This window comes from Streptomyces sp. ISL-12, assembly GCF_018614415.1.
Taxonomy (GTDB): Bacteria; Actinomycetota; Actinomycetes; order Streptomycetales; family Streptomycetaceae; genus Streptomyces.
This window is the reverse complement of the sequence record NZ_JAGGOO010000100.1, coordinates 1-23,363: the sequence shown is the minus strand read 5'-3', so window position 1 is coordinate 23,363 and position 23,363 is coordinate 1. Positions and strand designations below refer to the sequence as shown.

General features: G+C 70.5%; 18 protein-coding genes, 1 tRNA gene and 1 pseudogene. 9 read left to right on the top strand and 11 right to left on the bottom strand.

Translation table 11 applies throughout. The features are described 5' to 3' along the window. The coding region (locus J7I94_RS25975) for a glycoside hydrolase family 11 protein (protein WP_215170585.1) at positions 1-732 on the bottom strand (732 nt) is incomplete at its 3' end. Positions 733-1,268: 536 nt separating this feature from the next. Between J7I94_RS25975 and J7I94_RS25970 the strand changes: the two genes are divergently transcribed. Beyond that, a complete protein-coding gene (locus J7I94_RS25970) occupies positions 1,269-1,607 on the top strand; it encodes a MerR family transcriptional regulator (RefSeq protein ID WP_215170584.1) in 339 nt (112 codons plus the stop codon). A 54-nt stretch (positions 1,608-1,661) separates the two neighbouring features. Here the strand turns inward: J7I94_RS25970 and J7I94_RS25965 are convergent, their stop codons facing one another. The 4 genes from J7I94_RS25965 to J7I94_RS25950 form a co-directional block, all read right to left on the bottom strand. Beyond that, on the bottom strand, positions 1,662-2,066 hold the full coding sequence (locus tag J7I94_RS25965; RefSeq protein WP_215170582.1) for a CBS domain-containing protein: 405 nt from the start codon (positions 2,064-2,066) through the stop codon (positions 1,662-1,664). 94 nt (positions 2,067-2,160) lie between these two features. Further along, a complete protein-coding gene (locus J7I94_RS25960) occupies positions 2,161-3,573 on the bottom strand; it encodes a DEAD/DEAH box helicase (RefSeq protein WP_251075752.1) in 1,413 nt (470 codons plus the stop codon). A 194-nt stretch (positions 3,574-3,767) separates the two neighbouring features. Beyond that, positions 3,768-3,971, bottom strand: coding sequence for a cold-shock protein (locus J7I94_RS25955; RefSeq protein ID WP_215170580.1), 204 nt, complete (start codon positions 3,969-3,971; stop codon positions 3,768-3,770). Between the two features lie 240 nt (positions 3,972-4,211). After that, positions 4,212-5,672 (bottom strand): hydrolase, encoded by a 1,461-nt coding sequence (locus tag J7I94_RS25950; protein WP_215170578.1) that lies wholly within the window; start codon positions 5,670-5,672, stop codon positions 4,212-4,214. 550 nt (positions 5,673-6,222) lie between these two features. Here J7I94_RS25950 and J7I94_RS25945 point away from each other — a divergent pair. Together J7I94_RS25945 and J7I94_RS38595 are read left to right on the top strand one after the other, a co-directional pair. After that, positions 6,223-6,666 carry a hypothetical protein gene (locus tag J7I94_RS25945; RefSeq protein WP_215170576.1) on the top strand — a complete coding sequence of 148 codons (444 nt, stop codon included), beginning with the start codon at positions 6,223-6,225 and terminating at the stop codon, positions 6,664-6,666. 9 nt (positions 6,667-6,675) lie between these two features. Then, entirely contained in the window at positions 6,676-8,322 is a 1,647-nt protein-coding gene (locus J7I94_RS38595; RefSeq protein ID WP_251075751.1) for a M64 family metallopeptidase, read from the top strand. A gap of 74 nt (positions 8,323-8,396) precedes the next feature. On the opposite strand, the gene J7I94_RS25935 is transcribed toward J7I94_RS38595, so the two are convergent. The 3 genes from J7I94_RS25935 to J7I94_RS25925 form a co-directional block, all read right to left on the bottom strand. Beyond that, positions 8,397-8,750: a hypothetical protein gene (locus J7I94_RS25935; RefSeq protein WP_215170574.1), complete on the bottom strand. Its 354-nt coding sequence runs from the start codon at positions 8,748-8,750 to the stop codon at positions 8,397-8,399. 1,077 nt (positions 8,751-9,827) lie between these two features. Continuing rightward, entirely contained in the window at positions 9,828-10,367 is a 540-nt protein-coding gene (locus J7I94_RS25930; protein WP_215170572.1) for a GNAT family N-acetyltransferase, read from the bottom strand. After that, positions 10,364-11,647: an XRE family transcriptional regulator gene (locus tag J7I94_RS25925; RefSeq protein ID WP_215170570.1), complete on the bottom strand. Its 1,284-nt coding sequence runs from the start codon at positions 11,645-11,647 to the stop codon at positions 10,364-10,366. The genes J7I94_RS25930 and J7I94_RS25925 overlap by 4 nt, the downstream gene beginning before the upstream one ends. 240 nt (positions 11,648-11,887) lie before the next feature. Between J7I94_RS25925 and J7I94_RS25920 the strand changes: the two genes are divergently transcribed. The 6 genes from J7I94_RS25920 (at position 11,888) to J7I94_RS25895 (ending at position 20,730) form a co-directional block, all read left to right on the top strand. After that, positions 11,888-12,334 carry an ATP-binding protein gene (locus J7I94_RS25920; protein WP_215170568.1) on the top strand — a complete coding sequence of 149 codons (447 nt, stop codon included), beginning with the start codon at positions 11,888-11,890 and terminating at the stop codon, positions 12,332-12,334. A gap of 443 nt (positions 12,335-12,777) precedes the next feature. After that, positions 12,778-12,957 (top strand): FxLD family lanthipeptide, encoded by a 180-nt coding sequence (locus J7I94_RS25915; protein ID WP_215170566.1) that lies wholly within the window; start codon positions 12,778-12,780, stop codon positions 12,955-12,957. 216 nt (positions 12,958-13,173) lie between these two features. After that, entirely contained in the window at positions 13,174-16,128 is a 2,955-nt protein-coding gene (locus J7I94_RS25910; RefSeq protein WP_215170564.1) for a lantibiotic dehydratase, read from the top strand. After that, a complete protein-coding gene (locus J7I94_RS25905) occupies positions 16,125-17,399 on the top strand; it encodes a lanthionine synthetase C family protein (RefSeq protein WP_215170562.1) in 1,275 nt (424 codons plus the stop codon). Before J7I94_RS25910 ends, J7I94_RS25905 begins: the two co-directional genes overlap by 4 nt. A 21-nt stretch (positions 17,400-17,420) precedes the next feature. Next, entirely contained in the window at positions 17,421-19,502 is a 2,082-nt protein-coding gene (gene fxlM / locus J7I94_RS25900; protein ID WP_215170560.1) for a methyltransferase, FxLD system, read from the top strand. Between the two features lie 88 nt (positions 19,503-19,590). Beyond that, positions 19,591-20,730: a hypothetical protein gene (locus J7I94_RS25895; RefSeq protein ID WP_215170559.1), complete on the top strand. Its 1,140-nt coding sequence runs from the start codon at positions 19,591-19,593 to the stop codon at positions 20,728-20,730. A gap of 358 nt (positions 20,731-21,088) precedes the next feature. Here J7I94_RS25895 and J7I94_RS25890 read toward each other — a convergent pair. From J7I94_RS25890 to J7I94_RS25880, 3 genes and pseudogenes are all read right to left on the bottom strand, one after another. After that, a tRNA-Arg gene (locus J7I94_RS25890) sits at positions 21,089-21,161 on the bottom strand. Positions 21,162-21,244: 83 nt separating this feature from the next. Then, positions 21,245-22,849, bottom strand: a complete 1,605-nt coding sequence (locus tag J7I94_RS25885) for an IclR family transcriptional regulator C-terminal domain-containing protein (protein WP_215170557.1) — start codon at positions 22,847-22,849, stop codon at positions 21,245-21,247. A 74-nt stretch (positions 22,850-22,923) separates the two neighbouring features. Further along, positions 22,924-23,363, bottom strand: a pseudogene (locus J7I94_RS25880) (M6 family metalloprotease domain-containing protein); the annotation flags it as partial.

Here is a 23,363-nt window from a genome sequence, read left to right as displayed (position 1 = left end):
ACTGCACCCGGTCCCACCGCCACCGCCTCCGCCGCCCGAACCCGTTCCCCCCACGGTGATGTTCGAGCTGCCGCTGCTCTGGTAGCCCTCGGTCGCCATGATCATGTAGTAGTTGAAGCTGCCGAGCGTCATGCCGGCCCGGGCCCAGGCGTCGAAGTGGTTGCCGGTGGTGATGGTCCCGCCGGTCCGCTTGGACTGCCGGACGCTCCAGTACTGGTCGAAGGTGCGCGTGCCCTCGACGGACGGGGCGTTGTACCGCGTCGTCTTGTAGATGTCGTACGTACCGCCGTCACTGCTGACGGTCCCCATGAAGGTCCCCGTGGGCCGGTACGTCCCCCAGTTGTCGACGATGTAGTACTCGACGAGCGGGTTCGACGTCCATCCGTAGAGCGCCAGGTAGGCGTTGCCGGAGGGGTTGAAGGTGCCCGAGTAGGTCACGCTCCTGCGCCCGCCGTTGCTCCACCCCTTCCCGGCGACGAAGTTGCCGGTGTTGCTCCAGCTGGTGCTGTAGTTGCCGCCGGAGCCGAGGTTCATGGAGACGGTGCCCTGGGCGTCGGTCCAGAAGGAGTAGTAGTACCCGTTGTTCGTGCCGGTCTGGTTCGTGGTGACGACCGTGTCGGCGTGCGCGGTGCCGGGCGCGGCCACGGCGGCCAGCACGGCGGCACAGAGGGCGCTGACGAACAACCGGAAGCGGTGTCTGCGGTGCGGCGTGTGTGCGGGTGTGGTGTCCATGGCGGGCAGTGTTGAGGTGCTCTCGTCAACTGTCAATAGTTTCGGTAGTGATGTCGAAACATTCGAGATGCCGTCGAGGGGCGTGTCCGGCTGCGCCTGTCGAGGGCGGGTGGACGGAGGCATGCAGGGAGGAAGCTTGATCCACTACCGACTCTTCCCTCAAGTCCCTTGCCCGGATCGCCGAATCATTCGGGATTTTTTCCGAATCAGCAATCAGCGGGGCCCGGAAAACTGCATCGGTCGCTGTAGACATTCGTCGATCGCAGGGTTAACGTATGTGCTGTAGCCAGAAGTCAGGGAGGCGTGGCAGACACGAACTGCCCGCATGCAGTACCTACGCAGGACCGCAGTACTACCGAGAAGCCGGCCCCGGAACGGAAGGTGGTCCCACGGTCACGCACGCAAAAGGCAGGCCGGTACCGCAGTAACCCGGCCGGTGGTGTTACAAATCCCTCGGGGCCTTGGTGCCGTACGGCACCAAGGCCCCTCGACGCATGTCCCCACCGAACGCCCGTACAGGTCCCTCAGAGGTGCAGATGACCGCAGACACACCGCTCGACCGAATCGACGACGACGACTACCCCGCCTACACCATGGGACGGGCGGCGGAGATGCTCGGCACCACGCCGGCCTTCCTGCGCGCCCTCGGCGACGCCCGGCTGATCACGCCGCTGCGCTCGGAGGGCGGGCACCGTCGTTACTCCCGCTACCAGCTGCGCATCGCCGCGCGCGCCCGCGAGATGGTCGACCAGGGCACCGCCATCGAGGCGGCCTGCCGCATCATCATCCTGGAGGACCAGCTCGAAGAGGCCCGGCGTATCAACGAGGAACTGCGACGCGGTGAGGCCGGAGCCGGCCGCAGGACGGACGCCTGACGCGGGACCGGCCGGGTGTCTCACCCGGGCGAGCGGCCTCAGCGGCGAGTGGCCTCAGCGGGTGAGGGCGAGGACGCCCAGGGCGTTGCCGTCTTCGTCGACCACGGGCAGGGCTCCCAGCCGCCGGTCCCGCATCGCCCGCTCGGCCTCGGCCACGGTGCTCAGCGGCGAGGCGAAGGGCGCGCCCTCGACGACGACGTCCCGCAGGCGGACCCGGTCCGTGTAGCCACGGCCGTCCCGTACGGCGGTCAGCCGCGCCCGGGAGACCAGGTCCGTGAACCGGCCGTCCTCGTCCCGCACGACGAGGTGCCCCGTACGGGCGGCGGCCATGACGGACAGGGCCACCTCGACGGTCATGTCGTCCCACACCTGCGGCCCGGCCCCGTCCATGGCATCGGCGGCCGTCCGGCGCCCGGCGTCGGCGCACGGCGTGCGGGGATGCGTCTGGACCAGCGTCAAAAGGTGCCTCCTGGAGAGATGATCAGCTTCCCGAGTTACGGCGCTACAGCGCTACAGCGCTACGGCGCTACAGCGCTACAGCGCTACAGCGATGCTAGGCCGCCGCGCCGGGAGCCGACCGGCGTGCGGACGACGCGCGCCGGGCCGCCGAAGCCGGGCGGCGCCGGCCGCGTGAACCGGAACCGCGCTTGGGGCGTTCGGGTGCCGCCGGGGCGCTGATGACGACCGGGACGCCGGAGGGCGCCTGGGCGCCGGTGATCCGGTGCAGGGCCTCCGCGCCGGCCCGGACCTGGGTGGTCTGCGGAACGATGCCGGCCGTCGCCATCAGACGGCTCATGGCGCGACGCTGATGCGGGGTGACCAGGGTGACGACACTGCCGGACTCACCGGCCCGGGCCGTACGGCCGCCGCGGTGCAGGTAGTCCTTGTGGTCGGTCGGCGGGTCGACGTTGACCACCAGGTCGAGGCTGTCGACGTGGATGCCGCGTGCGGCGACGTTGGTCGCCACCAGCACGGTGACGTGCCCGGTCTTGAACTGCGCCAGCGTACGGGTGCGCTGCGGCTGCGACTTGCCGCCGTGCAGGGCGGCGGCCCGTACCCCGCTGTTCAGCAGGTGCGTGGTGAGGTGGTCGACGGCGTGCTTGGTGTCCAGGAACATGATCACGCGGCCGTCGCGTGCGGCGATCTCGGTGGTGGCCGCGTGCTTGTCGGCGCCGTGGACATGCAGGACGTGGTGCTCCATCGTCGTGACCGCCCCGGCCGACGGATCGACGGAGTGCACGACGGGATCGCTCAGGTAACGGCGTACGAGCAGGTCGACGTTGCGGTCGAGGGTGGCGGAGAACAGCATGCGCTGACCGTCCGGGCGTACCTGGTCGAGCAGGGCGGTGACCTGGGGCATGAAGCCCATGTCGGCCATCTGGTCCGCCTCGTCCAGGACGGTGACGGCGACCTGGTCCAGCCGGCAGTCGCCGCGCTCGATGAGGTCCTTGAGGCGTCCGGGCGTGGCGACGACGATCTCGGCACCGCCGCGCAGCGCGCTCGCCTGCCTGCCGATCGACATCCCTCCCACGACGGTGGCCAGCCGCAGCCGCACCGCCCGGGCGTACGGCGTGAGCGCGTCGGTGACCTGCTGCGCCAGCTCCCGCGTCGGTACCAGGACCAGCCCCAGCGGCTGCCGGGCCTCGGCGCGCTGCCCGGCGGTACGGGCCAGCAGGGCCAGCCCGAAGGCGAGGGTCTTGCCGGAGCCGGTGCGTCCGCGGCCGAGTACGTCACGCCCGGCGAGGGAGTTCGGCAGCGTCGCGGCCTGGATCGGGAACGGCACGGTGACGCCCTCCGACCCGAGCGCGCCCAGCAGCCCGGCGGGCATGTCGAGGTCGGCGAAACTCGCCGCGGCCGGCAGCGCCGGGGTGGTCGTCTCGGGCAGCGCGAACTCGCCCTGGCGTGCGGCGGGCCGGCGGCTCGGGGCCGACGAACGGAACCGGTGGGTGGGGCGTGTGCGGTTCATGCGGAACCTTCCTTGACGGTATGCGGCACATATCAAGGAATTCCCGCACGGCCTCGGAAACTGGCAGCAAGAATTGCAAGAACGAGCCGAATGCAGACGTAATACGGATGAGGAAAAACGTATGCAGCTGGGGCCCGCACCCCGAAGGATGCGGGCCCCAGCTACGAAATGCGCGTACTACATGCGCGCAAGCGTCAGGCGAGGACGATGTTCTCGGCCGTCGGGCCCTTCTGGCCCTGCGCGATGTCGAAGCTCACCTTCTGGCCCTCGAGCAGCTCGCGGAAGCCCTGGGCAGAGATGTTCGAGTAGTGGGCGAACACGTCGGCGCCGCCACCGTCCTGCTCGATGAAGCCGAAGCCCTTTTCCGCGTTGAACCACTTCACGGTGCCAGTAGTCATGTTGTTACTCCTTCAGGGGTGGGTCGGAATCCGCACTGCGCGAAAACCACGTCGCCGCAATGATCACCCCGCCCGGAAAAAGCACCGGCGTCACATGGAATTCGGGAACCACGACTGCAACTGAGAACGACAGTAGCACGTCGCGGCGGACCGTGCGTGATGAGTAATTACGCTCGGTCCGCCGCCGTATGAAAACTGCCCGCGAAATTCGGCAAACCCTCCTCTCGCGGGTACAGAAAATCACACCTGGAGCTTCACCGCTTCGATCCACTGGTCGTTGTTGAAGGCGCCGACGTAGGTGAAGCCGAGATTGTCCGACTCGGTCCCGGGTTTGTCGCAGTGCATGTCGGTCCAGGTGGCGCCGTGGACGTAGGAGGTCTGGCAGACGGTGTCGTTGCCGTCGTCGACGCTGATGCCGAACCCCAGCAGGTTCGGGGCGTCCGCCGCGGTACTGCCGACGTAGTGGTCCTCGCCGTCGGCGGCAGTCGTCCACGGGCCGTCGTAGTGCCCCGTGTCATCGGCCGACCCGGGATTGGGGACGAAGTCGTTGCCGCCGGTGCCGTTGGTCCCGTACACGGCGATGTTGACGGCCGTGATCGTTCCCGAGCCCGGGGTGCCCGCCACGTCGTAGTCGCACGCGGCGGCGCTCCAGCCCTTGCCCCGCACGTAGACCCGGTAGCAGATGTGCTGTCCACCCGGATCGTCCGCGGCCCGCTGCTGGACGGCGGTCGCCGCCGTCTCCTCCTCCGTCTCGGTCTCCTCCGCCTCGGAACCGCCGCCCCCGCCCCCGGACCCCGACCCGCCTCCGTCGCCGCCCGCGTCCGCCTCCTGCGTCGCGGTCGCGGCCGGGGGTGCCAGGGCCTCGGCGGACGGGGCCTTCGGCGCCTCGGCGGTCGCTGAGGGATCGGCGGGCGGCAGCGTACTGATGGCGGTGTCCTGGGCCACTTCGGTGGCGGCGGTGCGGACCTGGGGCTTGTAGGCGATCCAGATCATCACGAACGCGATCGCCAGCGCCAGGAAGACGCTGAGGAAGCCCGCCAGCCAGCGCGGCAGGAAACTCCGCTGCACGTAGACGCCCTCGACGTCCAGCGGCGCCACCCCCGACCGCTGCACCGCCAGGGTGTAGGGCCGCTGCTCCGACGACCCGAACCAGCTGATCTGCCGCGGTTTCAGCGTCGTCTTCACGAACGCCGCGCGGCCCGGCTCGATCTGCACATTGCTCGGGTGGATGTCGTACGACAACTGGTCACCGTTGTCGCTGCCGCTCAACGACGCCGTCAGCTTCGTGTTGCCGAGGTTGTCCACGGCCAGCCGCGGCTTCCCCCGGAACCGGCCCTTCACCGTCGGCGGCACCAACTCCACCCGCACCTCCGAGAACGGGGTGATGGTGAGGTTCCCCTCGGGAACCGTCACCGCGTCCGGGTGCTCCGTCGGCGTGATCCGCACCCCGTACGGATTCGGCCCCGCCGTCGCGTCCGGCGTGCGCGGCGGGGAGAAGGTCAGCTCCACCGTCCCCGTCGTCCCCGGATACAGCCGCAGCGACTGCGGCTCCACGGCAGTCCAGGGCGCGAGAGCGCCCACCGCCTCGAAGCGGTACTCGTCCACCACGTCACCGGTGTTGCGCAACCGCAGCCGTACTGTCGTACTACCACCCGGGTCCACAGTCGCGGAGGCGGGCTCGAGGGAAGTCCACAGGCTCACTCGCGGACATTAAACGCGGCGATGGCGCCACGTCAGCAAGCCACGGGGCACGTCGGGTGCCCGAAGAGGCGAGACCGGTTGCCCCCGCCCCACGACGGGATCACACGGTGAGGACGGGCTTGTCCCGGAGGTGACCGCCGTCGAGCAGCGGGTGCGCGTCGGCGACGCCCTCGAACAGGAACGCCTCCGCACGTGGACCCGGAGCCGCCGGGCGACGCGCCCGGCACCCGTACAGTCCCCCCGGACCGGTGGCGAAAGGCGCGGGTACGCGTTCACGGATAGAATTAGGTGTCCGATCAGCACATATTCTTTTCCGGGACTGCGGCTTACTGCCGGTCCTCGACCGGGGCAGGGCGGGCGGCGGCCCGTATCGCTCCGCGCCGCGCTGACACTCCTCTCGGACCGGCCGAGCACCCCGTCACGTGAGGCCTTGCCGGACGGGGCGGAGCAACTCCGGTACCCGGCCCCCGCCGTACACGCGCGCGATCGGCCTCGCGGGACCCCTGGCGTGCGGAGGCGCGGCACCACGCTCCTCCGAGGAGGACTGATCATGACCAACCCGCAGCAAGCCCCCCGTGCCCAGGCGATCCGTCTCATTTTCGAGTACGAGGGTGATTCGGTGCGTCTCGTGTCCCAGCAGCCGGTCGACATGGTCATCAGCAGCGTCGACACCGGCGCCGAGGCGCGTCCCGGCGACTTCGTGGAGATGCGGGACGACTACGGGCAGCGCCTTGCCCGCGTCCCCGCGCGTGGCGCCTTCCGGGAGAGCGCCGAGGTCTTCCCGGAGAACCACACGGAGCCGATCACCCGGGTGGACGTGGAGGCGCGCGGCGCGTTCACCGTGGTCGTTCCCGCACCGGCCGAGGCCGTCCAGGTGGCCGTGGTCCGCGTCGCGCCCGCGCCACGTGAGGCACCGCCCGAAGCCGCCGAAGCCGCCAGGGCCGCCGGAGCGGCGCGGGACGTCGACCTCGCGACCTTCCGGCTCGAGCGATAGGGGACCGTGATGACCACCTCCGACGGCTCCGTCCAGGGCCGCACCCAGATACACGGAACAGCACCCCGCAACCGGGCGTTCACGATCGTGCTGCTCGGCGACGGCTTCACCGCCGCTCAGCAGGCCGCTTTCAACACCGCCTGCACCGACTTCGTCAGCGCGCTGACCACCACCGCGCCGTACGACAAGATCGGCCGGTCGATCAACATCTGGCGGGTCAACGTCACGTCCACCGACTCGGGCGCCGACGACCCGGCGAGTGCCGGCGGCACCGGCGCGACGGCCCGCACGTACTTCGACTCCACGTTCGGCGCCAACGGCATCAGACGACTGCTGGTCTGCAACAGCTCGACGGTGCTCCAGACCGCCGCCGCTCAAGTCCCGGAGTTCTCCGTCGCGATCGTCGTGGTGAACTCCACGGTCTACGGCGGCAGCGGCGGCTCCATCGGCACGTACTCCCTGGCGAGCGGGGCGACCGAGATCGCCATTCACGAACTCGGCCACACGGCGTACGGACTGGCCGACGAGTACGCGTACTACGCCGGCGGCAACGAGACCGGCCACGACCACCACCCGCCCGGAGAGCCGGCCGAGCCGAACGTCACGCTGAACACCGACCGCGCCACACTGGAGTGGGGCTGGGCGGTAGCCCCGACCACAGCCCTGCCCACCATGTCCAACCCGAACTGCGCGACGGTCGATACCCGGCCCAGCACGGTTCCCGCCGGGACGGTCGGCTGCTTCGAGGGCGCGCACTACTACCACTGCCGGTGCTTCCGTCCCGAACACAACTGCAAGATGCGGGAGTTGAGCGTCCCGTTCTGCCAGGTGTGCCGTCAGGTGATCCGGGCCCGGACGAAGGTGACCAAGCCCATCTGCGCACTGACTCCGAGCAGGGATGCCGTGTACCGGTACGACGGGTCGGGTACCTCCTGGACCAGGATCGGCGGCCCCGCGGGCCAGCTCTACGCGGGTGCCTGGGGGCTCGTCGCCACGAATCCCAGCTCCGGTGACCTGTACCGCTATCTCGGTACCCCCGACAGTTGGCAGCGCATCGGGAGCGCGGGCGCTTCGTTCGCCGTCGCCGCCGACACCGTGTACGGGCTCACTCCGAGCCGGAATGCCGTGTACCGGTACGACGGGTCGGGAACGTCCTGGACCAGGATCGGCGGCCCCGCGGGCCAGCTCTACGCGGGTGCCTGGGGGCTCGTCGCCACGAATCCCAGCTCCGGTGACCTGTACCGCTACCTGGGCACCCCCGACAGCTGGCAGCGCATCGGGAGTGCGGGCGCTTCGTTCGCCGTCGCCACCGACACGGTCTACGGGCTGACCCCGACCCGGAACGCCGTGTACCGGTACGACGGTTCGGGCACCTCGTGGACCAGGATCGGCGGCCCCGCGGGCCAGATCTACACCGGGGACTGGGGACGAGGGCTCGTCGCCACGAACCCCAGCTCCGGTGACCTGTACACCTACCTGGGCACCCCCGACAGCTGGCGGCACACCGGAAGTGCCGGTGCCTCGTTCGCCGTCGCCACCGACACGGTCTACGGGCTGACCCCGAGCCGGAACGCCGTCTACCGCTACAACGGCTCCGGCCTCTCCTGGACCAAGGTCGGCGACGCGGCACATTCCATCGCGGCGGGTGACATATAGCGGGGCCCGGTCTGACCGGCGCTTCTGCCCCGCGAGCGGTTCGCCGAGGCTACCGAGTCCCGTGCTCTGGCGCCTCAGCGGAACTCGTGGACCACCTGGATCTCCCCGACGATGTGGGCGTTGAAGTCGTCCAGTTCCTCGGCCGGAACCCAGTACTCGAGGATCGTCCGCCCGCCGGCCTGTCGGACGGGATACCGGCTCAGGAACTCCGACTCGACCTCGAAACGAGTGACGAAGCCGGCACCATCGTGCTTCACGTTCCAGTCCCGCGCGATCCTGATCGCGTAGTCCTCGTCGAGGACCGGGTAGAAGATCGGCTGCTCGGGCAGCCGGGGCGGCCACGCACGCCAGTGCAGCTCCCGGACCAGGCCCAGCTCCTTCGGACCGGTGGGGCGCCACAGGGTTGTCGTAGCTGGCCGACTGCTCATTGTGCATCGCTTTCCGAACGACGGGCCGCTGGTACGGCAGGCAGGGAACCGGACGATATCGCCACCGCGACCTCGGCAGCCACGCGGTTTCTGTGAACGGGACACCGTCAGCGCCGATCAGCCCCTGGATCTGGCACGGCTGTGGCACGCGACCTCCTGGTCCCGAACCAGGGGGCCGTTCATTCCAGGAAGTAGGACCAGAAGGGGACCGTGGCGTACTGGTGCCCCTCGGGCGTCGGCACAGGCGACCGAACTCGTGGTGGAAGTAGTCGACCAGATCGGTGCCGTAGTAAATGATGTCCGTCTGGTGCATCGACAGCACAGGCGTTCCGGTGCGATCGGGATCGGCCAGCAGGTACCGGTGAGAGTAGATCGGCACCATGACCGGAACCTTGGCCAAGTACGTGCGAGCCACTTCCAAGGCGTTCTGAGCGGTCGCCGGCCGCGGCCCCCAGTCCGGATGCCAGAAGACGTTGTGCTCCACGTCGAACAGCACTCCGTCCACCGGCCAGGCCAACCGCTCCGCCAGGTCGTCCGCCTCGCCGCCCCGCCAATCAGGCCAACCGCTGCTCCCCACCGGCAGCCCCGCGCCCAGCAGCACGCGGTGTTCCGGAGCGAAACGGAATCCCCAGCGCTCCTCCACGCGATCAAGTTCCCGCTCGCTCATGCCTCGCTCCACCTCGACGCCTGCGGGGAGCATGGCAAGCAACGCCTGGGCGACTTCGGGAGTCATCGGGTTCGCGGGACTGATCGGAGTCATGCGTGGAACGGTAAGCAGGATCGGTCAGTGACGGCCATACCGGCCGCTCCGGGGCTCCGGGGCTCCGGGGCTCCGGGGGGACGCTATCGGACGGGGTCGGTTGCCGGGGTAGGTGAAGAGCGGCTCTACAGCGACCGCGGGGAGGGAGCCTGTCCCGCCAACTCCTTCATCGACCGCGGGCAGCCGTGCCTTTCGGCCTGTCCGTGGTAGGCCGGTCCGTCACCAGGTAGCCCGCTAAGCCAACGTCCGGCCTGGCCTTCGCCCACCCGTCCGCCTCCTCGACCGGAATCAGCACGGTAGTGCCCGGAACAGGGTGGTCAGCGGATAGCACGGATCATTACGGTGAGAACCGGTGAAGCCGGTGACGGCTGGCTCTGTCCGATGTCCTCGTATCCCCAAGACTTGTAGAGGGCGTGGACCTTTCCGTCGCCGGCAGCCGCGTTGACCATGAGGGTGACGAGCGGTTCGTCGCATGTGGCGAGGAGGGTGTCGTGGATGCGGCGGGCGGTGCCGGTCTTTCGCCAGGCTGGTCGGACACCGATCTCTTTCAGGGCCACAGCCGGGCGCGCGGTGTACTTCTCAGCCGGCGTAGGGCTGGTGCGCTGCCAGTACCGGTCGCCGTGCTTGATGGTGTTGCTGTAGGCGTAGCCGACCGGGTGTTCACCCGCGTACGCCAGGACCGCCGTGAAGCCCGGCTCGGTGCCGTGTCGGTCCAGGCGTTCGCCGAACGCAGTGACTGCGTAGTTCGGCAGGTGGAGGAGCGGAGCGCGCACTTCGGCGTACACGTCGAGGAGGTCGCCGCGGGCGGTGTCGAGGGTGCTGAAGGTGCGTAGTTCGATGGCGGGCGCCGTGGTCATGCGGCCATCCTCCAGGTGGCGGTGTGCTCGGTCCAGGTTTGCACGGTGGAGCTGCCTGGCGCGGTGGCGCGGAGTGCGGCTCCGAACTCTTGCAGCATGCGCGTGACCCGGGCGTGCTGGGTGGCGGCTTCGGCGGATACCTTCATCGCGGTGGCCGTGGCGGCGTCGGGGGCGCCTTGGGCGAGCTGGGCGTGGGCGAGCCGGGTGGTGGTGATGGCCCGGGAGCGGATCATGTGGGGCCGGAGGGCGGACAGGCAGCGGTGGGCGTGGTACTCGGCGGTCGAGTAGTCGCCGAGCGCCAAGTGTGCGGAGAGGGCCAGGGAGTCCAGTTCGGCCTGGTCGTAGAAGGCGAGCATCCACACCGGCCGATAGCCGGCGGGGTCGGCGCGCATCATGGCGTCCTGGGCCTGCTCGAAGGCCCGGCGGGTACCTGTGCGGTCCTGCGCCGCGCCGTGGATGGCGCCTTGGCGGGCCAGGCCGAGGGAGGCAAAGAGGGGGTCTCGGCGGGTGAGGTGCAGGTTGCGGGCGACATCGTTGGCGGCGAACGCGTCGGCCGGGCGGCCCATGTGCCGGTACATGGTGCCCGCGTGGCTCCAGATACGGAACTTGATCGCCTGGTCACCGGACATCTCGGCGAGGGCCTGGGCCTCGCGCATGTGGGCCTTGGCGACGTCGTAGCGTCGGCCGTCGATGGCCGCCCACATCGCGGAGGAGCGGAAGGCGGCTGCGGAGGCGTAGAGGTTGCTGCGTACTCGCTGGGTGGCGCTGCCCGCGTTCTGGAGGTTGAGGGCCTCGTCGGCGAGAGCGGCGGCCCGCTGCTCGATGCCGAGTTGTCCGCCGTGGCGGTGGTCGCTGGCGATGATCTCGGCGAAGCGCTTGTTGAGCCGGTTGACATCGCTCATGCCGATGCGGCGCGGCGATGCGGTGCCGGGTGCGGCTGCTGCTGCGGCAGCCGCCGCGATGCCGCCGACGAGGGTGCGGCGCTTCATGTCGGGGTCCTCCTGCTGCGGTGGGGCCGGAGTGGACGAAGGCCGGCTCCGTGGCACGAACCCTAAAGCGACGACGGGTAGTCCGGTGACGTCCGCAAGTGCTGCGCGGGCGGCTGACTTCGGCCACGTGACCCGGCCTGCTTTCCACGCTCGGACCGATGAGCCGTCGAGTCCTCCAGGGCGCCCGGTCAACCGTTCAATGGCCCTGTTCACGGCCTCGGCGAGGCTGTTGGAGCTGTAGCCGTGCTCGGTCATCCACGCCTCAAGAACGGTGTTGCGGGTGGTGTCCATGCGGGCACGGTAGCCCGCGCGATGCCCACTCGCCAGGTAAAGGAGAGGTCAAAACGCCCTAGGTCGGTCCGTCGGCTGAACACCTGAAAGTCCTAACCAACCTGCGGCGAAAGGGAGTTATCTGGGTGCCGGTCGCCCACTGCGCCCCACCGTTCGGGCGGCTGTTGACGGCCCGGCCTGCCCCTGAAGTCCTTCGTGGGGGAGGGCCGGGCGCCGAGACGACACGAAGGCTCCACCCCAATGACGAGTCTGAGAACACCAGAAGCGGCCCTGTCTGTCGGCCACCCGACATACAGCCAGACCTTCCCGTGCAAGCCGTCCACGGCCGAGATCGGTCGTGACCTCGTCCGAGACGTCCTCGGTGTGTGGCACCTCGACAACCTCGCCGACCGAGCCACGCTGATCGTCACGGAGCTGGTCGCGAACGCCTCCAGGCACACCCTGTGTTCCGAGATCCGCCTCACGATTGCGCTACCGGACGCGACACGACTGCGTGTCGGGGTCGTGGACCGGGAACCTGCACGTCTGCCCATTCTCGGTCAGGCGGCTGACGACGACGAGTCGGGCCGCGGACTGCTCCTCGTCGATGCGGTCGCCGACCGCTGGGGCTATGACCTGTACGGCTCGGGCGGGCGTCCCTGGGGCAAAGAGGTATGGGCGGAACTCCGTACCGGGGACGGCGAGTGAGCATCCCGGCAACGGCGCCCTCGCCCCTTCAGGATCTCGCTCGATTCCGGCCTCGCCAGCAAACGGCCATGGACTGCGCCCTCTGCGCCTGGCCGCTGGGAGCGCGCGGTCGACGGCTGGGCGAGATACGCCATCGGGGCCTGCCGTTCCAGCTCTGGGCCTGCGCTCCCAACTGCCAGGCCGCCAGATCGATCAGCCCGACCAGCTGAGTAAGGGGAAGGCCTTCCATGGAGCGGCGGCCGGCATCCGCTTGATCGGACTCACGGCACGCGACTTCCCGGCGTGAGACAGGCGGCCCGCGAGGACTTTCCTGAGCGGAGCACGTCCCGTCGTGCCGGGTGGCCGGAAGCCGTCCCGGAGCAGCCTTCTGGTGACGCTCCCGGGGCGGCACCTGGTGGGCGGTCCAGCCCAGTAACACCACAACTACGACAAGGAGTTTTAGCATGACGCGCAGCACCGTAGTTCCCAGCCGCACAGAAGCACGCCCGCAGATCCCGGGAGCGTCGGACGGCTTCGACCTGGACGTCTCTCTCGTCGAGATCGCCGACCCGGCCGGCCTGGTCAACCTGACCGACGACAACTGCGGGTCCACCTGTGGCGCCTGCACCACCAACGTCGCCTGACCTGAACCCCAGGCGATCGCGACCGGTGCCGCCGCGTCACCGCGCGGCGGCACCGGCCGACCGCCCTTTCACCCTCGGAGGTACTTGGTGGTTGCTCCGCCCGCGGCGTTCCGCGCCGGTTCCACCTCTCTCGTGCGCGCCGTGACCCGGCCCTCGGTGCCGATTCCTCCATGCCCTGACCTCGGTGATCGCTCGCCCGGTGGTGCGTCCGCCCGCATGGCATGGCTCCGCGCGGTCTGCGCGGACAAGGACTTCACCGAGGCACTCCAGCACTCCAGCCCAGTCCTGGCCGCGCAGGTACGGGCCCTGTGTGCGGCCGATCACCCCGCTCCCCGGGATGTGCAGCGCGCGACGCTGTCCGTGGCCCGCTACCTGCTGCGGGCCCAGCACCGGGCGACACCCTTCGGCCTGTTCGCCGGCGTGGCCACCGCGGAGTTCGGCCCGCAGGCGCGGGTCGACTGGGGAGAGAAGCACGTGGCCGTCGGCCGCGCGGGGGCAGAGTGGCTGGCGGCCCTGGTCGCATGGTTGGAATCGTGCCCGGACCTCCTCGAACGGCTGCCCGTCGTCGTCAACAACACCGTGAGGCGCAGGGGGGACCGGCTCGTCGTGCCGTTCCAGCCCGACGTCCAGGACGACCGGCCCCGTGCGGTCGAGGCGTCTCTGGACCTGAGCAGGCCGGTGCGCGCGGTCCTTGCCGCAGCCCGACTGCCGATCCGGTTCGGCACCCTCGTGGACGGGCTGGGGGCGGAGTTTCCCGAGGCCGGCCCCAAGAAGGCACGTCAACTGCTGGCGGAGCTGATCCGGCGGCGGGTACTGATCACGTGCCTGCACACTCCGAGCACCGAGACCGATGCCCTCGGGTATCTGGTGGGGCAGCTCGACGCGATCGACGCTGGAAGTCTCGCCCCGGTCGCGGAGACCGTACGCGAACTCCGCGAGGTCCGGGCGGGCCTGGAGATGTGCGCCACGCACGGCGGCCGGGAGAGCGTCGCGGCGAGGATGCGAGACCTCGTCCCGGGCCTGCGTCGCCACCCCGTCGCGCTCGACCTCCGCCTGGACGCGCAGATCGTTCTGCCGGAAGCGGTCGCCCGAGAGATCGAGCGCGCCGCTCTCATCCTGACCCGCTTGAGCAGCCGCCCGTACGGGACCGCCGCCTGGAACGAGTACCACCAGCGGTTCTACGAGCGGTACGGCATCGGCACGATGGTCCCGCTCGCGGAAGTCGTCGAGGACAGCGGCACCGGCTATCCCGACGGCTACCCAGGCGCTCCGGCCAGCCCACGCAGGCCCCGCGGCTCCGCTCGGGATGACGTCCTTATACGGCTGGCCCAGGCCGCTGCGCTCGACGGCCGTGACGAAGTGCTCCTCACGGACGAACAGATCGAGGCCCTGGAGGTGGGGCCTGACGAGCCTCGGCTGCCGCCGCACTTGGAGATCGGGGTGCGGGTGCATGCGGTCAGCCTGGAGGAGTTGCAGCGCGGGCGGTTCCGGCTGGAGGTCGTGAGCGTGTCCCGTGGTGTCGGCGTTTCCACGGGCCGGTTCCTCAGCGTCCTGGCCCCCGCCGATCGGGAGGCTTTGGCCGCCGAGCTTGCCGACCTCCCGGCCGCAGACGGCAACACCATGCCCGCACAGCTCTCTTTCCCGCCCCTTCTCCCCGAGAGCGCCCACGTCACCCGCTCCCCACAGGTTCTCCCCACCGTGATCAGCCTTCAGGAGCACCGCACCCCGCAGGACACCGTCCTCACCCCGGAGGACTTGGCTGTGGGGTGCGACGGCCGCCGCATGTACCTCGCCGTCCCCGAGCGGGGCCACCGCGTGGAGGCCGTTGGAATGCACGCGCTGAACCTGCGCACCCACACCCCGCCGCTCGTGCGGTTGCTCACCGAACTGTCCCGCGCCCAGTGCGCGCAGGTCACAGTCTTCGACTGGGGCGCTGCAGCGGCGATGCCGTTCCTTCCACGTCTGCGGTACGGCCGGACCGTGCTGGCCCCGGCGCGCTGGCGGCTGGAAGCGTCCGAACTGCCCGGCCAAGCCCGCCTTCGGGCCGAGTGGGACGCCGCGCTCAGCGACTGGCGTGCCCGGCGGAGGCTGCCGCGCCGCGTCTACCTAGTAGAAGGCGACCGGTGCCTCTTCCTCGACCTCGACGAGGCCGGCCCCCGTGCACTCCTGCGTCGGCACCTCGACCATTCGCGCCTGGCCGTGCTCGTCGAGGCCCCGGAACCGGAGGCGTATGGCTGGTGCGGTGGGCGAGCCCACGAGGTCGTGGTGCCCCTCAAAGCAACCGGGCCGTCGGTATGGCCGCCACTGCCGGCCCCCAGCCGGGCCCGTGCCCTGTCTGCGACCCAGATGCAGACGCCTGCCGCTTCCTCGGTTCTTCTGGCCGCCCTGTACGCCGACCCCCGCCGCCAAGACGTCTTGGTCTCCCGGCACTTGCCCGACCTCCTCGAACGGCTTGGCAACCCGCCGTGGTGGTTCATCCGCTTCCGCGACCCGGACCAGCACCTCCGCGTACGCATCGCCCTCCCCGACGCGCAAGCCTTCGCCGACACGGCCCGAACGGTGAGCGCCTGGGCCGACGAGCTACGAAGCATCGGCCTGCTGGCCGATCTGCGCTATCCCACCTCCTACCGCGAGATGGGGCGCTGGGGCTCCGGCGCCGCATGGGAGGCGGCCGAGGAGGTGTTCCGGGCGGACTCGCGCGCCGTCCTGGCCCAGCTCGCGCAGCCACAGCGCCCCAGTCAGCGCACGCTGGTGGCGGCCCACACGGTCGCCATCGCCTCCGCGTTCCTCGGCACCACCGAGGCTGGGATGCGGTGGCTGATCGACCATGTCTCGCCGACCGCACCCATGCCCGTTCCGCGCCCGCAGTTCACCGAGGCCGTGCGGCTCGCCGACCCGAGCGACGACTGGTCGGCCTTGCGCAGTGTCCCGGGCGGAGACGCCATCGTGTCCGGATGGGTCGACCGGGAAGCGGCACTCGCCACGTACCGGCCGCACCTGCCCGGCCCGGACACCCAGGGCATCGCCGTCGACGACGTCCTGACATCCCTGCTGCACGTCCACTTCGTGCGCCACGTCGCCGTGAACTTCCCGGAGGAAGAGGTGTGCCTCTACCTGGCGCGCGCCGCCGCCCTGGCCTGGACCGCCCGCACCAAGGGGAGGGCCTCGTGAACGCGCACCCCACGCTCGGCCTGGTCGACGCCATCGTCGCCCGGCTCGCCGACCCCGGGACCATGCCTCACGGCTCCAGGACGCTGTGCTCGGACCGGCAGCATCTTGCTTACGGGCCACCCGGCATCGCGCTCCTGCACATCGAGCTTGCCGCGAACGGCCTCGCACCGTGGCACCGCGCCCACGACTGGCTCGCCGCCGCCTCCCGACAGCCGCTCACCAGCGGCCCGGACAGCCACCCGTTCTACGGAGTGCCCGCCTTCGCCCACGCCCTGTCCTGTGCGGCCGATCACCTTCCCGGCTCCTACCAGCGCGCCCTCGACGCGATAGACGCCCAGATCGCGGTCGACGTCGAGCGCCGTCTCGACGCCGCACATCGCCGCATCGACGCCGGACGCCTGCCGCAGCTCGCCGAGTTCGACGCCATCCGGGGCCTCACCGGATACGGCGCCTATCTACTGCGCCGAAAACCCGGCAGCTCCACGATGCTCGCCGTTCTCGACTACTGCGTGCGCCTCACCGAACCGATCACCCACCATGGCGAGAGCCTGCCGGGCTGGTGGTCGAAGACCGGGCCCTCGGGCAGCCCGGACGACCGATTCCCCGGCGGGCACGCCAACACCGGTATGGCGCACGGCATCGGCGGCGTGCTCGCGCTCCTGGCCCACGCCGCCCGGAACGGCTCCGTCACCGATGGGCACCACGCAGCACTACACACCATCCTGGCCTGGCTGGACCGCTGGAAGGAGGAGGCCGACGGCGGACCGGTCTGGCCGTACTGGGTCACTCAGGGCGAGCTGCGAAGCGGGCGTCTCGCCCCGTCCGCGCCCCGGCGGCCATCCTGGTGCTACGGCACCGCCGGCCTCGCCCGCGCCGAGCAACTTGCCGCGCTTGCCCTCGGCGACACCCGCCGCCAGATTGCTGCGGAGAACGCACTCGTGGCCGCCCTTACCGACCCCGAGCAGCTGAAGGCCACGACGGACAACGGCCTCTGCCACGGGTTCGCCGGCCTCGCCCACGTCGCCGCGCGTACGGCCGACGACGCCCGCCCCTCGACCGCGGAGAAACTCCGCGCCGCGATCCCGGCCCTCCTGGCTGCGGTCATCCCACCGGGCACCGACCCCGAACTCACGGCCATGGCGCTCATCCAGGACGAGGAAAGCGGCCCCGGCCTACTCGACGGCGCCGTCGGCATAGCCCTGGCGCTCCTCGCGCCCAGCACCGCCGCACCACCCCGGTCCGCCTGGGACGCATGCCTCCTCATCGCCTGATCCACCGACCGAAGGACCTCAATGCCTCCCGACCGCTGGCAGCAGCACAACATCACCTTCGTTGACCGCGAGATTGCCCAGCGCACCATGGCCGAACGCCTCGGCCCCACCCTGATCGAGGCGGAGGCCGGCGGGCAGCTCACCGACTGGTGGTTCATGAACAAGCAGCCCTGGCCGCTGCGTTACCTCGCGGACAAGCCCTCACCAGCCATTGAGTCGCTCTTGAGCGATCTAGTCGGCGACGGCGTGGCCGTGTCGTGCCTGCCCTGCGTCTACGAGCCCGAGACCGCCACGTTCGGCGGCCCGGAGGCCATGGACACAGCCCACGAACTCTTCCACAGCGATTCCCGCCACTTGCTCACCTACCAGCCGAGCCCGATGCACCTGGGACGCCGGGAGACCGCCGTCCTGCTGACGAGCGTCATGATGCGCGGCGCCGGACTCGACTGGTTCGAACAGGGCGACGTATGGGCGAAGGTCGCGGCCCTTCGACCGGCCATCGCTCCACAACCGCCCGAACGAGCCGTCGAATTGGCTCCGGCCATGCACAAGCTCATGACCGCCGACGCCCACAGCCTCTGTCGCCCGGGTGGCCCACTCCACGCTCACGAGGAATGGGCGACCGCCTTCGAACGGGCCGGTGCCACGCTCGCCGACCTCGCAGCCCGCGGCGCCCTCACCCGCGGCCTGCGAGCCGTCATCGCCCACCACGTGATCTTCCACGCCAACCGCGCCGGTCTCCTCCGGGACGACCAGAGCACCCTGTCCCACATCGCACGAGAGGCAGTCATGGGAACGAGTGACCACACCGAGTCGCCCGCCGACGCACCGGCCGACATCGATAGCGTCAGCGCGGTGAACACCGACACGACCACCACCCCCACGGCGGACGCCGAGCGCCTCCGCAACGCCCTGGTCGACCAGCTTCGCGCGGACGGACACGCCCGCACGCCCGCCGTCGAGACCGCGTTGCGGACGGTGCCCCGCCACGTGTTCGTGCCCGACGCGTCATTCGAAGACGCCTACGCCAACGCACCCGTACACATCAAGTACGACACCGACGGCACGTCCATCTCCTGCGCCTCCCAGCCGGGCGTCGTCGCCCTCATGCTGGACCAGCTCGACGCCCAGCCCGGCGAGCGCATCCTCGAACTCGGCGCCGGCACTGGCTACAACGCCGGCCTGCTCGCCCACCTGGTCGGCGAGAGCGGACACGTGACCACCCTCGACGTCGACGACGACCTCGTGGAAGGAGCCCGTGCGCACCTCGCCGCCGCCGGGATCACCAACGTCCAGGCAGTGACCCGCGACGGAGCACTCGGCTACGCCGAGGCAGCGCCGTACGACAGGATCATCGCCACCGTCGGCGCGCACGGCGTACCGCACGCCTGGCTGCAACAACTCGCACCCGGCGGCCGGCTCCTCGTCCCCCAGCGCCTCAAGGGCACCGTCTCCCGGTCCATCGCCTACGAGCAGCGCGACGGCCGGTGGGTGTCCCTCGGCAGCGAGATGAACACCTTCATGCCGCTTCGGCGGGGCATCGCCGACGACGACCGCCGAGTGATCCCCCTCAGCACGGACGGCACCGTACGGCTTCAGGCCCCTGCCGGGCTCACCATCGACGCCGACGCCCTCGCTGGCGTACTCGACCAGCCGCGCGCCGAGGAGTGGACCGGTATGGCGGTCCGCGCCATGGAGTCGCCGGAGTGGATGGAACTGTTCCTCACCTGCTCCCTGCCCTCCGGCCTGATCCGGATGCTGTTCCCCCAGAGCGCCAAGGGCACTCTGCTCACCGAGGACCCCTACCCCTCGTCCACCGTGACCGTCGACAAGGGTGCCGTCACCTACCTCGCCCGGCGCCTGTCCAAGGAGAGGACCCCCGAGGGCCACAAGCTCTGGGAGTTCGGCGTCATCGGCCATGGCCCCGGCAGCGACGAACTGGCCGCGAAGGTCGCCGACACGATCCGTACCTGGGACAGGGAGTACCGAGGCCGTGAGGCCACATTCGAGATCCAGTCCCTCGACGCCCCTGAGATCGAGCGGCGCCCCGGTCTCTTCGCCCTCGACACACCGCTGAACCGCATCGTCGTCGACTGGCGATAGCGCCGCACGCGTAGCGGACGGTGCTCGTCGGCAAACGGCTGGCGGGCACCGTCGCCTCAACAGTCCTCACTCTCCAGTTGGGGGTTCCATGGACCCACACGGCCCCACAGCCCGGCGTTTCCCGCTCGTCGCCCGCTTCCGCCCCGCCTGTCTTCCTCTGCCTGAACGCGTACGCGCACTCGTCGACCTCGCCGACACCGCGGTGAAAGAGACCGACCAGGGGGCCGCGTCGGCCGTTTACAACCAGGCCGCGCTCATCGCCTCCGACCTCGACCTCCCCGACCTCGCCCGCGAGATGTGCCACCAGCACGCCGCCGCATACCTCCGCGCCTGCCCCCTGCCTGGCATGAGTGCGATTCGAGGACTGGAACCGGTCGTCAATCTCGCTCGCCTCCAGATCCGCGCCGGCCGCGCCGATGAGGGCCGTCAGCGACTCCTCAACCTGTACAAGGCCGTCGAGACGGGCACAGCGGCCCGGTTCGAGGGCGTCACCGTACCTGCGGACCTCACCGCGACCAGCGGTGATCGCCAGGAGGTTCGCGCGTGGCTGTGGCGCGTCCTCCTCGCAGACGGCACGCGCGCCCTCACCACCGAGGGGCGTTGGGCCGAGGCGCTGGCGCACATCGGAGCCCACCATGGCATCGGAAAGCGGATGCTCGACGGTCGGCAGGTCGCCGTACTTGCCGCCCTTGTCGCGGGTGACACCGCGTGGGCCGCTGTCCTCCTTGCCGACACGGTGCCCGGCGATGCGTGGGAGCAAGCAGTCACGGCATGCCTGACCGTTCTATGCCGCCGCGACGCCGGGCAGCCGATCGACGGCCATCTGGCGGACGTGGTGACGGCCTGCCTCGGACGGAAGACCGAACCTGGGATGACCGTCTTCGATACCCGGCTCGGACTAACGGTCCTCGACGCGATCGGTTCCGCCGAGGTGCTCACCGCGCACCGCATCGTCGAGAACCTCCACCGCAGGACGACGGACTCCGCAGACGGCTACGCGGCCCGCGAGAACTTGGCTCACCCTCTGTTCACCGAGATCGCCACGGACCCGCAGGCACAGGACTGCCGCGCGCTGGTGCGCGCCTGCGCCCTCGGCGCAGGGATTCTCCCGCGCGAGCTGCAAGAAGAACTGACGGCGGTTCTGCGCGCCAGCGACAGCGTGATCAGGGAAAGCCTCGTGCGTCCTTTCGATCCCGATCCCGGAGGAACGCAATCCCTGCGGTTCTAGCGGTATCTGTCGGCACCGTCGGTGCTGCTGTTGGAGAGGCGTCATAGCAGCTGACGGAAACTGACCGTCATAGGTCACTTCGCACCGCCCTTCGCAGCGCGCTCGCGGCGCCGGGCCCCAATACGCCGCCACGTCCGCAGTGTCCGCCGCGCCCGGCACGCCTCGCACCGGCACCCGTAGACGCGGTACGTCGTGCGACGCTCTACGTGGCGCCTGCACGGAGTCCAGTCACCCGTATGGGTGAACCGCACGCAAGATCGCTGGGCGATGTGGATTCCGTGTGGCACCCGATCATGGGAAAGCCCCCCGTTCGAATAGAACGAGGGGCTTTACCCCTTCTGACCTGCTGTGCAGTCTGTGCCCCCGGCAGGATTCGAACCTGCGACACCCGCTTTAGGAGAGCGGTGCTCTATCCCCTGAGCTACGAAGGCCAGGGCTGCCGCTGTAGGCAGCCCAGGACAGGGTATCGGATGGGGGCGGGCCCAGGGCAGGGGCTCTGTGGTGCGGCGCAGGGTCAGACCGGGGGCACCGATCGGAAGCGGCCCGCCGCCCGCAGGTCGGCCTCGATCGCGGTGGCCGTCTCACGCAGGGCGGGCAGGAGTTCCTCGACGCAGGACTCGGGGGTGCCGCGGGCCGCGTGGAGGGTGACGTCGATCGCGGCGACCATGTGGCCGGCGCGGTCGCGCACCGGTACCGCGAGGGAGCGCAGGCCCGCTTCCAACTCGCCGTCGGTCAGGGCGTAGCCCTGGGGGGCGTCGGCGAGGAGGACGCGGCCGAGGGCGGTCGCGGGGGCCGGGAGGCGGGTGCCGACGGTGATGTGGGCGCTCAGGACGCGGCTGGTGGCGGCGCGGGCCGTGTACTGGATCTCCTCACCGGAGTCGGACAGGACGGCCATCGACGTCGACTCGTGGACGCGGGCGGCGAGCGCCTCCAGGTGCGGCCGGGCGATCTGGGGGAGGGAGAGGCGGGAGAGGGGAGGGAAGCCGAGGGAGAGGGTTCGGGGGGTGAGGGTGAAGGTGCGGTCCGTGGCCGACGAGGGGGTGATCAGGCCCGCGTACTCGTGCGTGATCAGTGCGCGGCGGGCCGTCGCCCGGGACAGGCCCGTCGCCTTCGCCACGTCCGTGAGGGTCAGGGCGGAGCGGCCCTCGCCGAACGCGGTCAGCACGGTCAGGCCGCGGGCCAGGGACTCCACGAAGCCTCGGCCCAGTTCCTGCTTGGACGCGCCGGTCCATACCGCCAGGCCGGCCGGGACCGGGCCCGGCTCCGGCGGCGGGGCCGTGCGCAGGGTGTCCTCCATCGACGACACCGCCGACAGCAGGGCCGGCAGCAGGTCGTCGCGCAGGCCCGCGGCGGTGTGCCGGCTGGTGTGGCTGACCACGCTCGCCACACAGGCCACCCGGCCGGTACGGGGGTCCCGTACCGGTGCCGAGACCGCGACCAGGCCCGGTTCGATCAACTGGTCGTCCAGCGCCCAGCCGTCGGCCGCCGCCCGGGCCGTACGGCGGGTGAAGTCCTCGTCGGGGGTGGGGTGGGGGAGGGGCGGGACCGCCGAGAAGGCGGTGTCGTGCGGGTCGCTCGCGCGGCGGGTGTGCCAGTGGTGCCAGTCGGCGGACGTCCATTCCGTCGCGAACAGGGGGCCCGGCGCGGTGCGTTCGGCCGGGAGCAGGTCGCCGATGCGGAAGCTGAGGGACATCGCCCGGCGGCGGGTGGCCTGGTGGATGAAGCGGATGGCGTCGCGGTCGGCGACGGCCAGGGAGACCGACTCGTCCAGTTCGTCGGCGAGGGCGTCGGCCCGCCGGGAGAGGAGGGCCGGCAGGCGCAGGGCGGCCAGGTAGGCGTTGCCCAGTTCGGCCAGGCGGGGGGCGAGGGTCACGTCGCGGCCGTCCAGGCGGACGTAGTCCATGCGGGCCAGGGTGGCGGTGACGCGGTCGACGGTGGAGCGGGCGAGGCCGGTGGCGCGTTCCAGGGCGCTGAGGCTGAGGGTGCCGTCCGCCTCGGTGAGCTCGCGCAGCACGGCGATTCCGCGCAGCAGGGGGGTGACCGCCTCCGCCGGCTCGGCCGGTCCGGCCGGGTCGGCGGCGGGGGTGCCGTGCGTGGCGTTCGTGGTCCTGGCGGGCATCGGGTCTCCGGTACGGCGGTCTGGGCAGGCCTACCGTATGCCGCCCGCCGTACGGCGCTCCCCGGCGTCCGCTCTCAGCGTCGCGTCACCCGTACCCGGTGGTCGCCCTTCAGGTCCGCGCCCGCCACCGTCACCTTCACCCCGTGGCGCGGGTCCTCGAACGTCTCGCCGGGGGTGAACGTCGCGTCCGAGAGTTCGGCGTGGACGTTGGGGCTGCGGGTGCAGCCGCCGCTGTCCCGGCGGGAGTCGTACACCTCGACCGGGCCCATGCCGGTGTCCACGTCGGCGTCGACCTTGTAGATCAGGACGCCCGGCCGGCACACCGACTCGTCGTTGCCCTCGCGGGTGCGCAGTTCGACGGCGTAGCCCGAGCGGGCGTCCAGGGGGACGAAGACCAGCTTGGTGCCGCCCGCGCGGGCCAGCGGGGTGAGCGTGTACTCCCGCGTGCCCCGCGCCGACGCGCAGTGCACCTGGGCGGCGTCCAGCCAGCCCAGCTTCCACTTGTGCCAGCCGA

What these genes read in the sequence shown, in the direction of transcription:
- J7I94_RS25915 (WP_215170566.1), top strand. Translation starts at nt 12,778, where the DNA reads ATGACGCGCAGCACCGTAGTTCCCAGCCGCACAGAAGCACGCCCGCAG.
- J7I94_RS25955 (WP_215170580.1), bottom strand. Translation starts at nt 3,971, where the DNA reads ATGACTACTGGCACCGTGAAGTGGTTCAACGCGGAAAAGGGCTTCGGC.
- J7I94_RS25935 (WP_215170574.1), bottom strand. Translation starts at nt 8,750, where the DNA reads ATGAGCAGTCGGCCAGCTACGACAACCCTGTGGCGCCCCACCGGTCCG.
- J7I94_RS25910 (WP_215170564.1), top strand. Translation starts at nt 13,174, where the DNA reads ATGGCATGGCTCCGCGCGGTCTGCGCGGACAAGGACTTCACCGAGGCA.
- J7I94_RS25960 (WP_251075752.1), bottom strand. Translation starts at nt 3,573, where the DNA reads ATGAACCGCACACGCCCCACCCACCGGTTCCGTTCGTCGGCCCCGAGC.
- J7I94_RS25920 (WP_215170568.1), top strand. Translation starts at nt 11,888, where the DNA reads ATGACGAGTCTGAGAACACCAGAAGCGGCCCTGTCTGTCGGCCACCCG.
- J7I94_RS25930 (WP_215170572.1), bottom strand. Translation starts at nt 10,367, where the DNA reads ATGACCACGGCGCCCGCCATCGAACTACGCACCTTCAGCACCCTCGAC.
- fxlM (WP_215170560.1), top strand. Translation starts at nt 17,421, where the DNA reads ATGCCTCCCGACCGCTGGCAGCAGCACAACATCACCTTCGTTGACCGC.
- J7I94_RS38595 (WP_251075751.1), top strand. Translation starts at nt 6,676, where the DNA reads ATGACCACCTCCGACGGCTCCGTCCAGGGCCGCACCCAGATACACGGA.
- J7I94_RS25970 (WP_215170584.1), top strand. Translation starts at nt 1,269, where the DNA reads ATGACCGCAGACACACCGCTCGACCGAATCGACGACGACGACTACCCC.
- J7I94_RS25885 (WP_215170557.1), bottom strand. Translation starts at nt 22,849, where the DNA reads ATGCCCGCCAGGACCACGAACGCCACGCACGGCACCCCCGCCGCCGAC.
- J7I94_RS25895 (WP_215170559.1), top strand. Translation starts at nt 19,591, where the DNA reads ATGGACCCACACGGCCCCACAGCCCGGCGTTTCCCGCTCGTCGCCCGC.
- J7I94_RS25925 (WP_215170570.1), bottom strand. Translation starts at nt 11,647, where the DNA reads ATGGACACCACCCGCAACACCGTTCTTGAGGCGTGGATGACCGAGCAC.
- J7I94_RS25945 (WP_215170576.1), top strand. Translation starts at nt 6,223, where the DNA reads ATGACCAACCCGCAGCAAGCCCCCCGTGCCCAGGCGATCCGTCTCATT.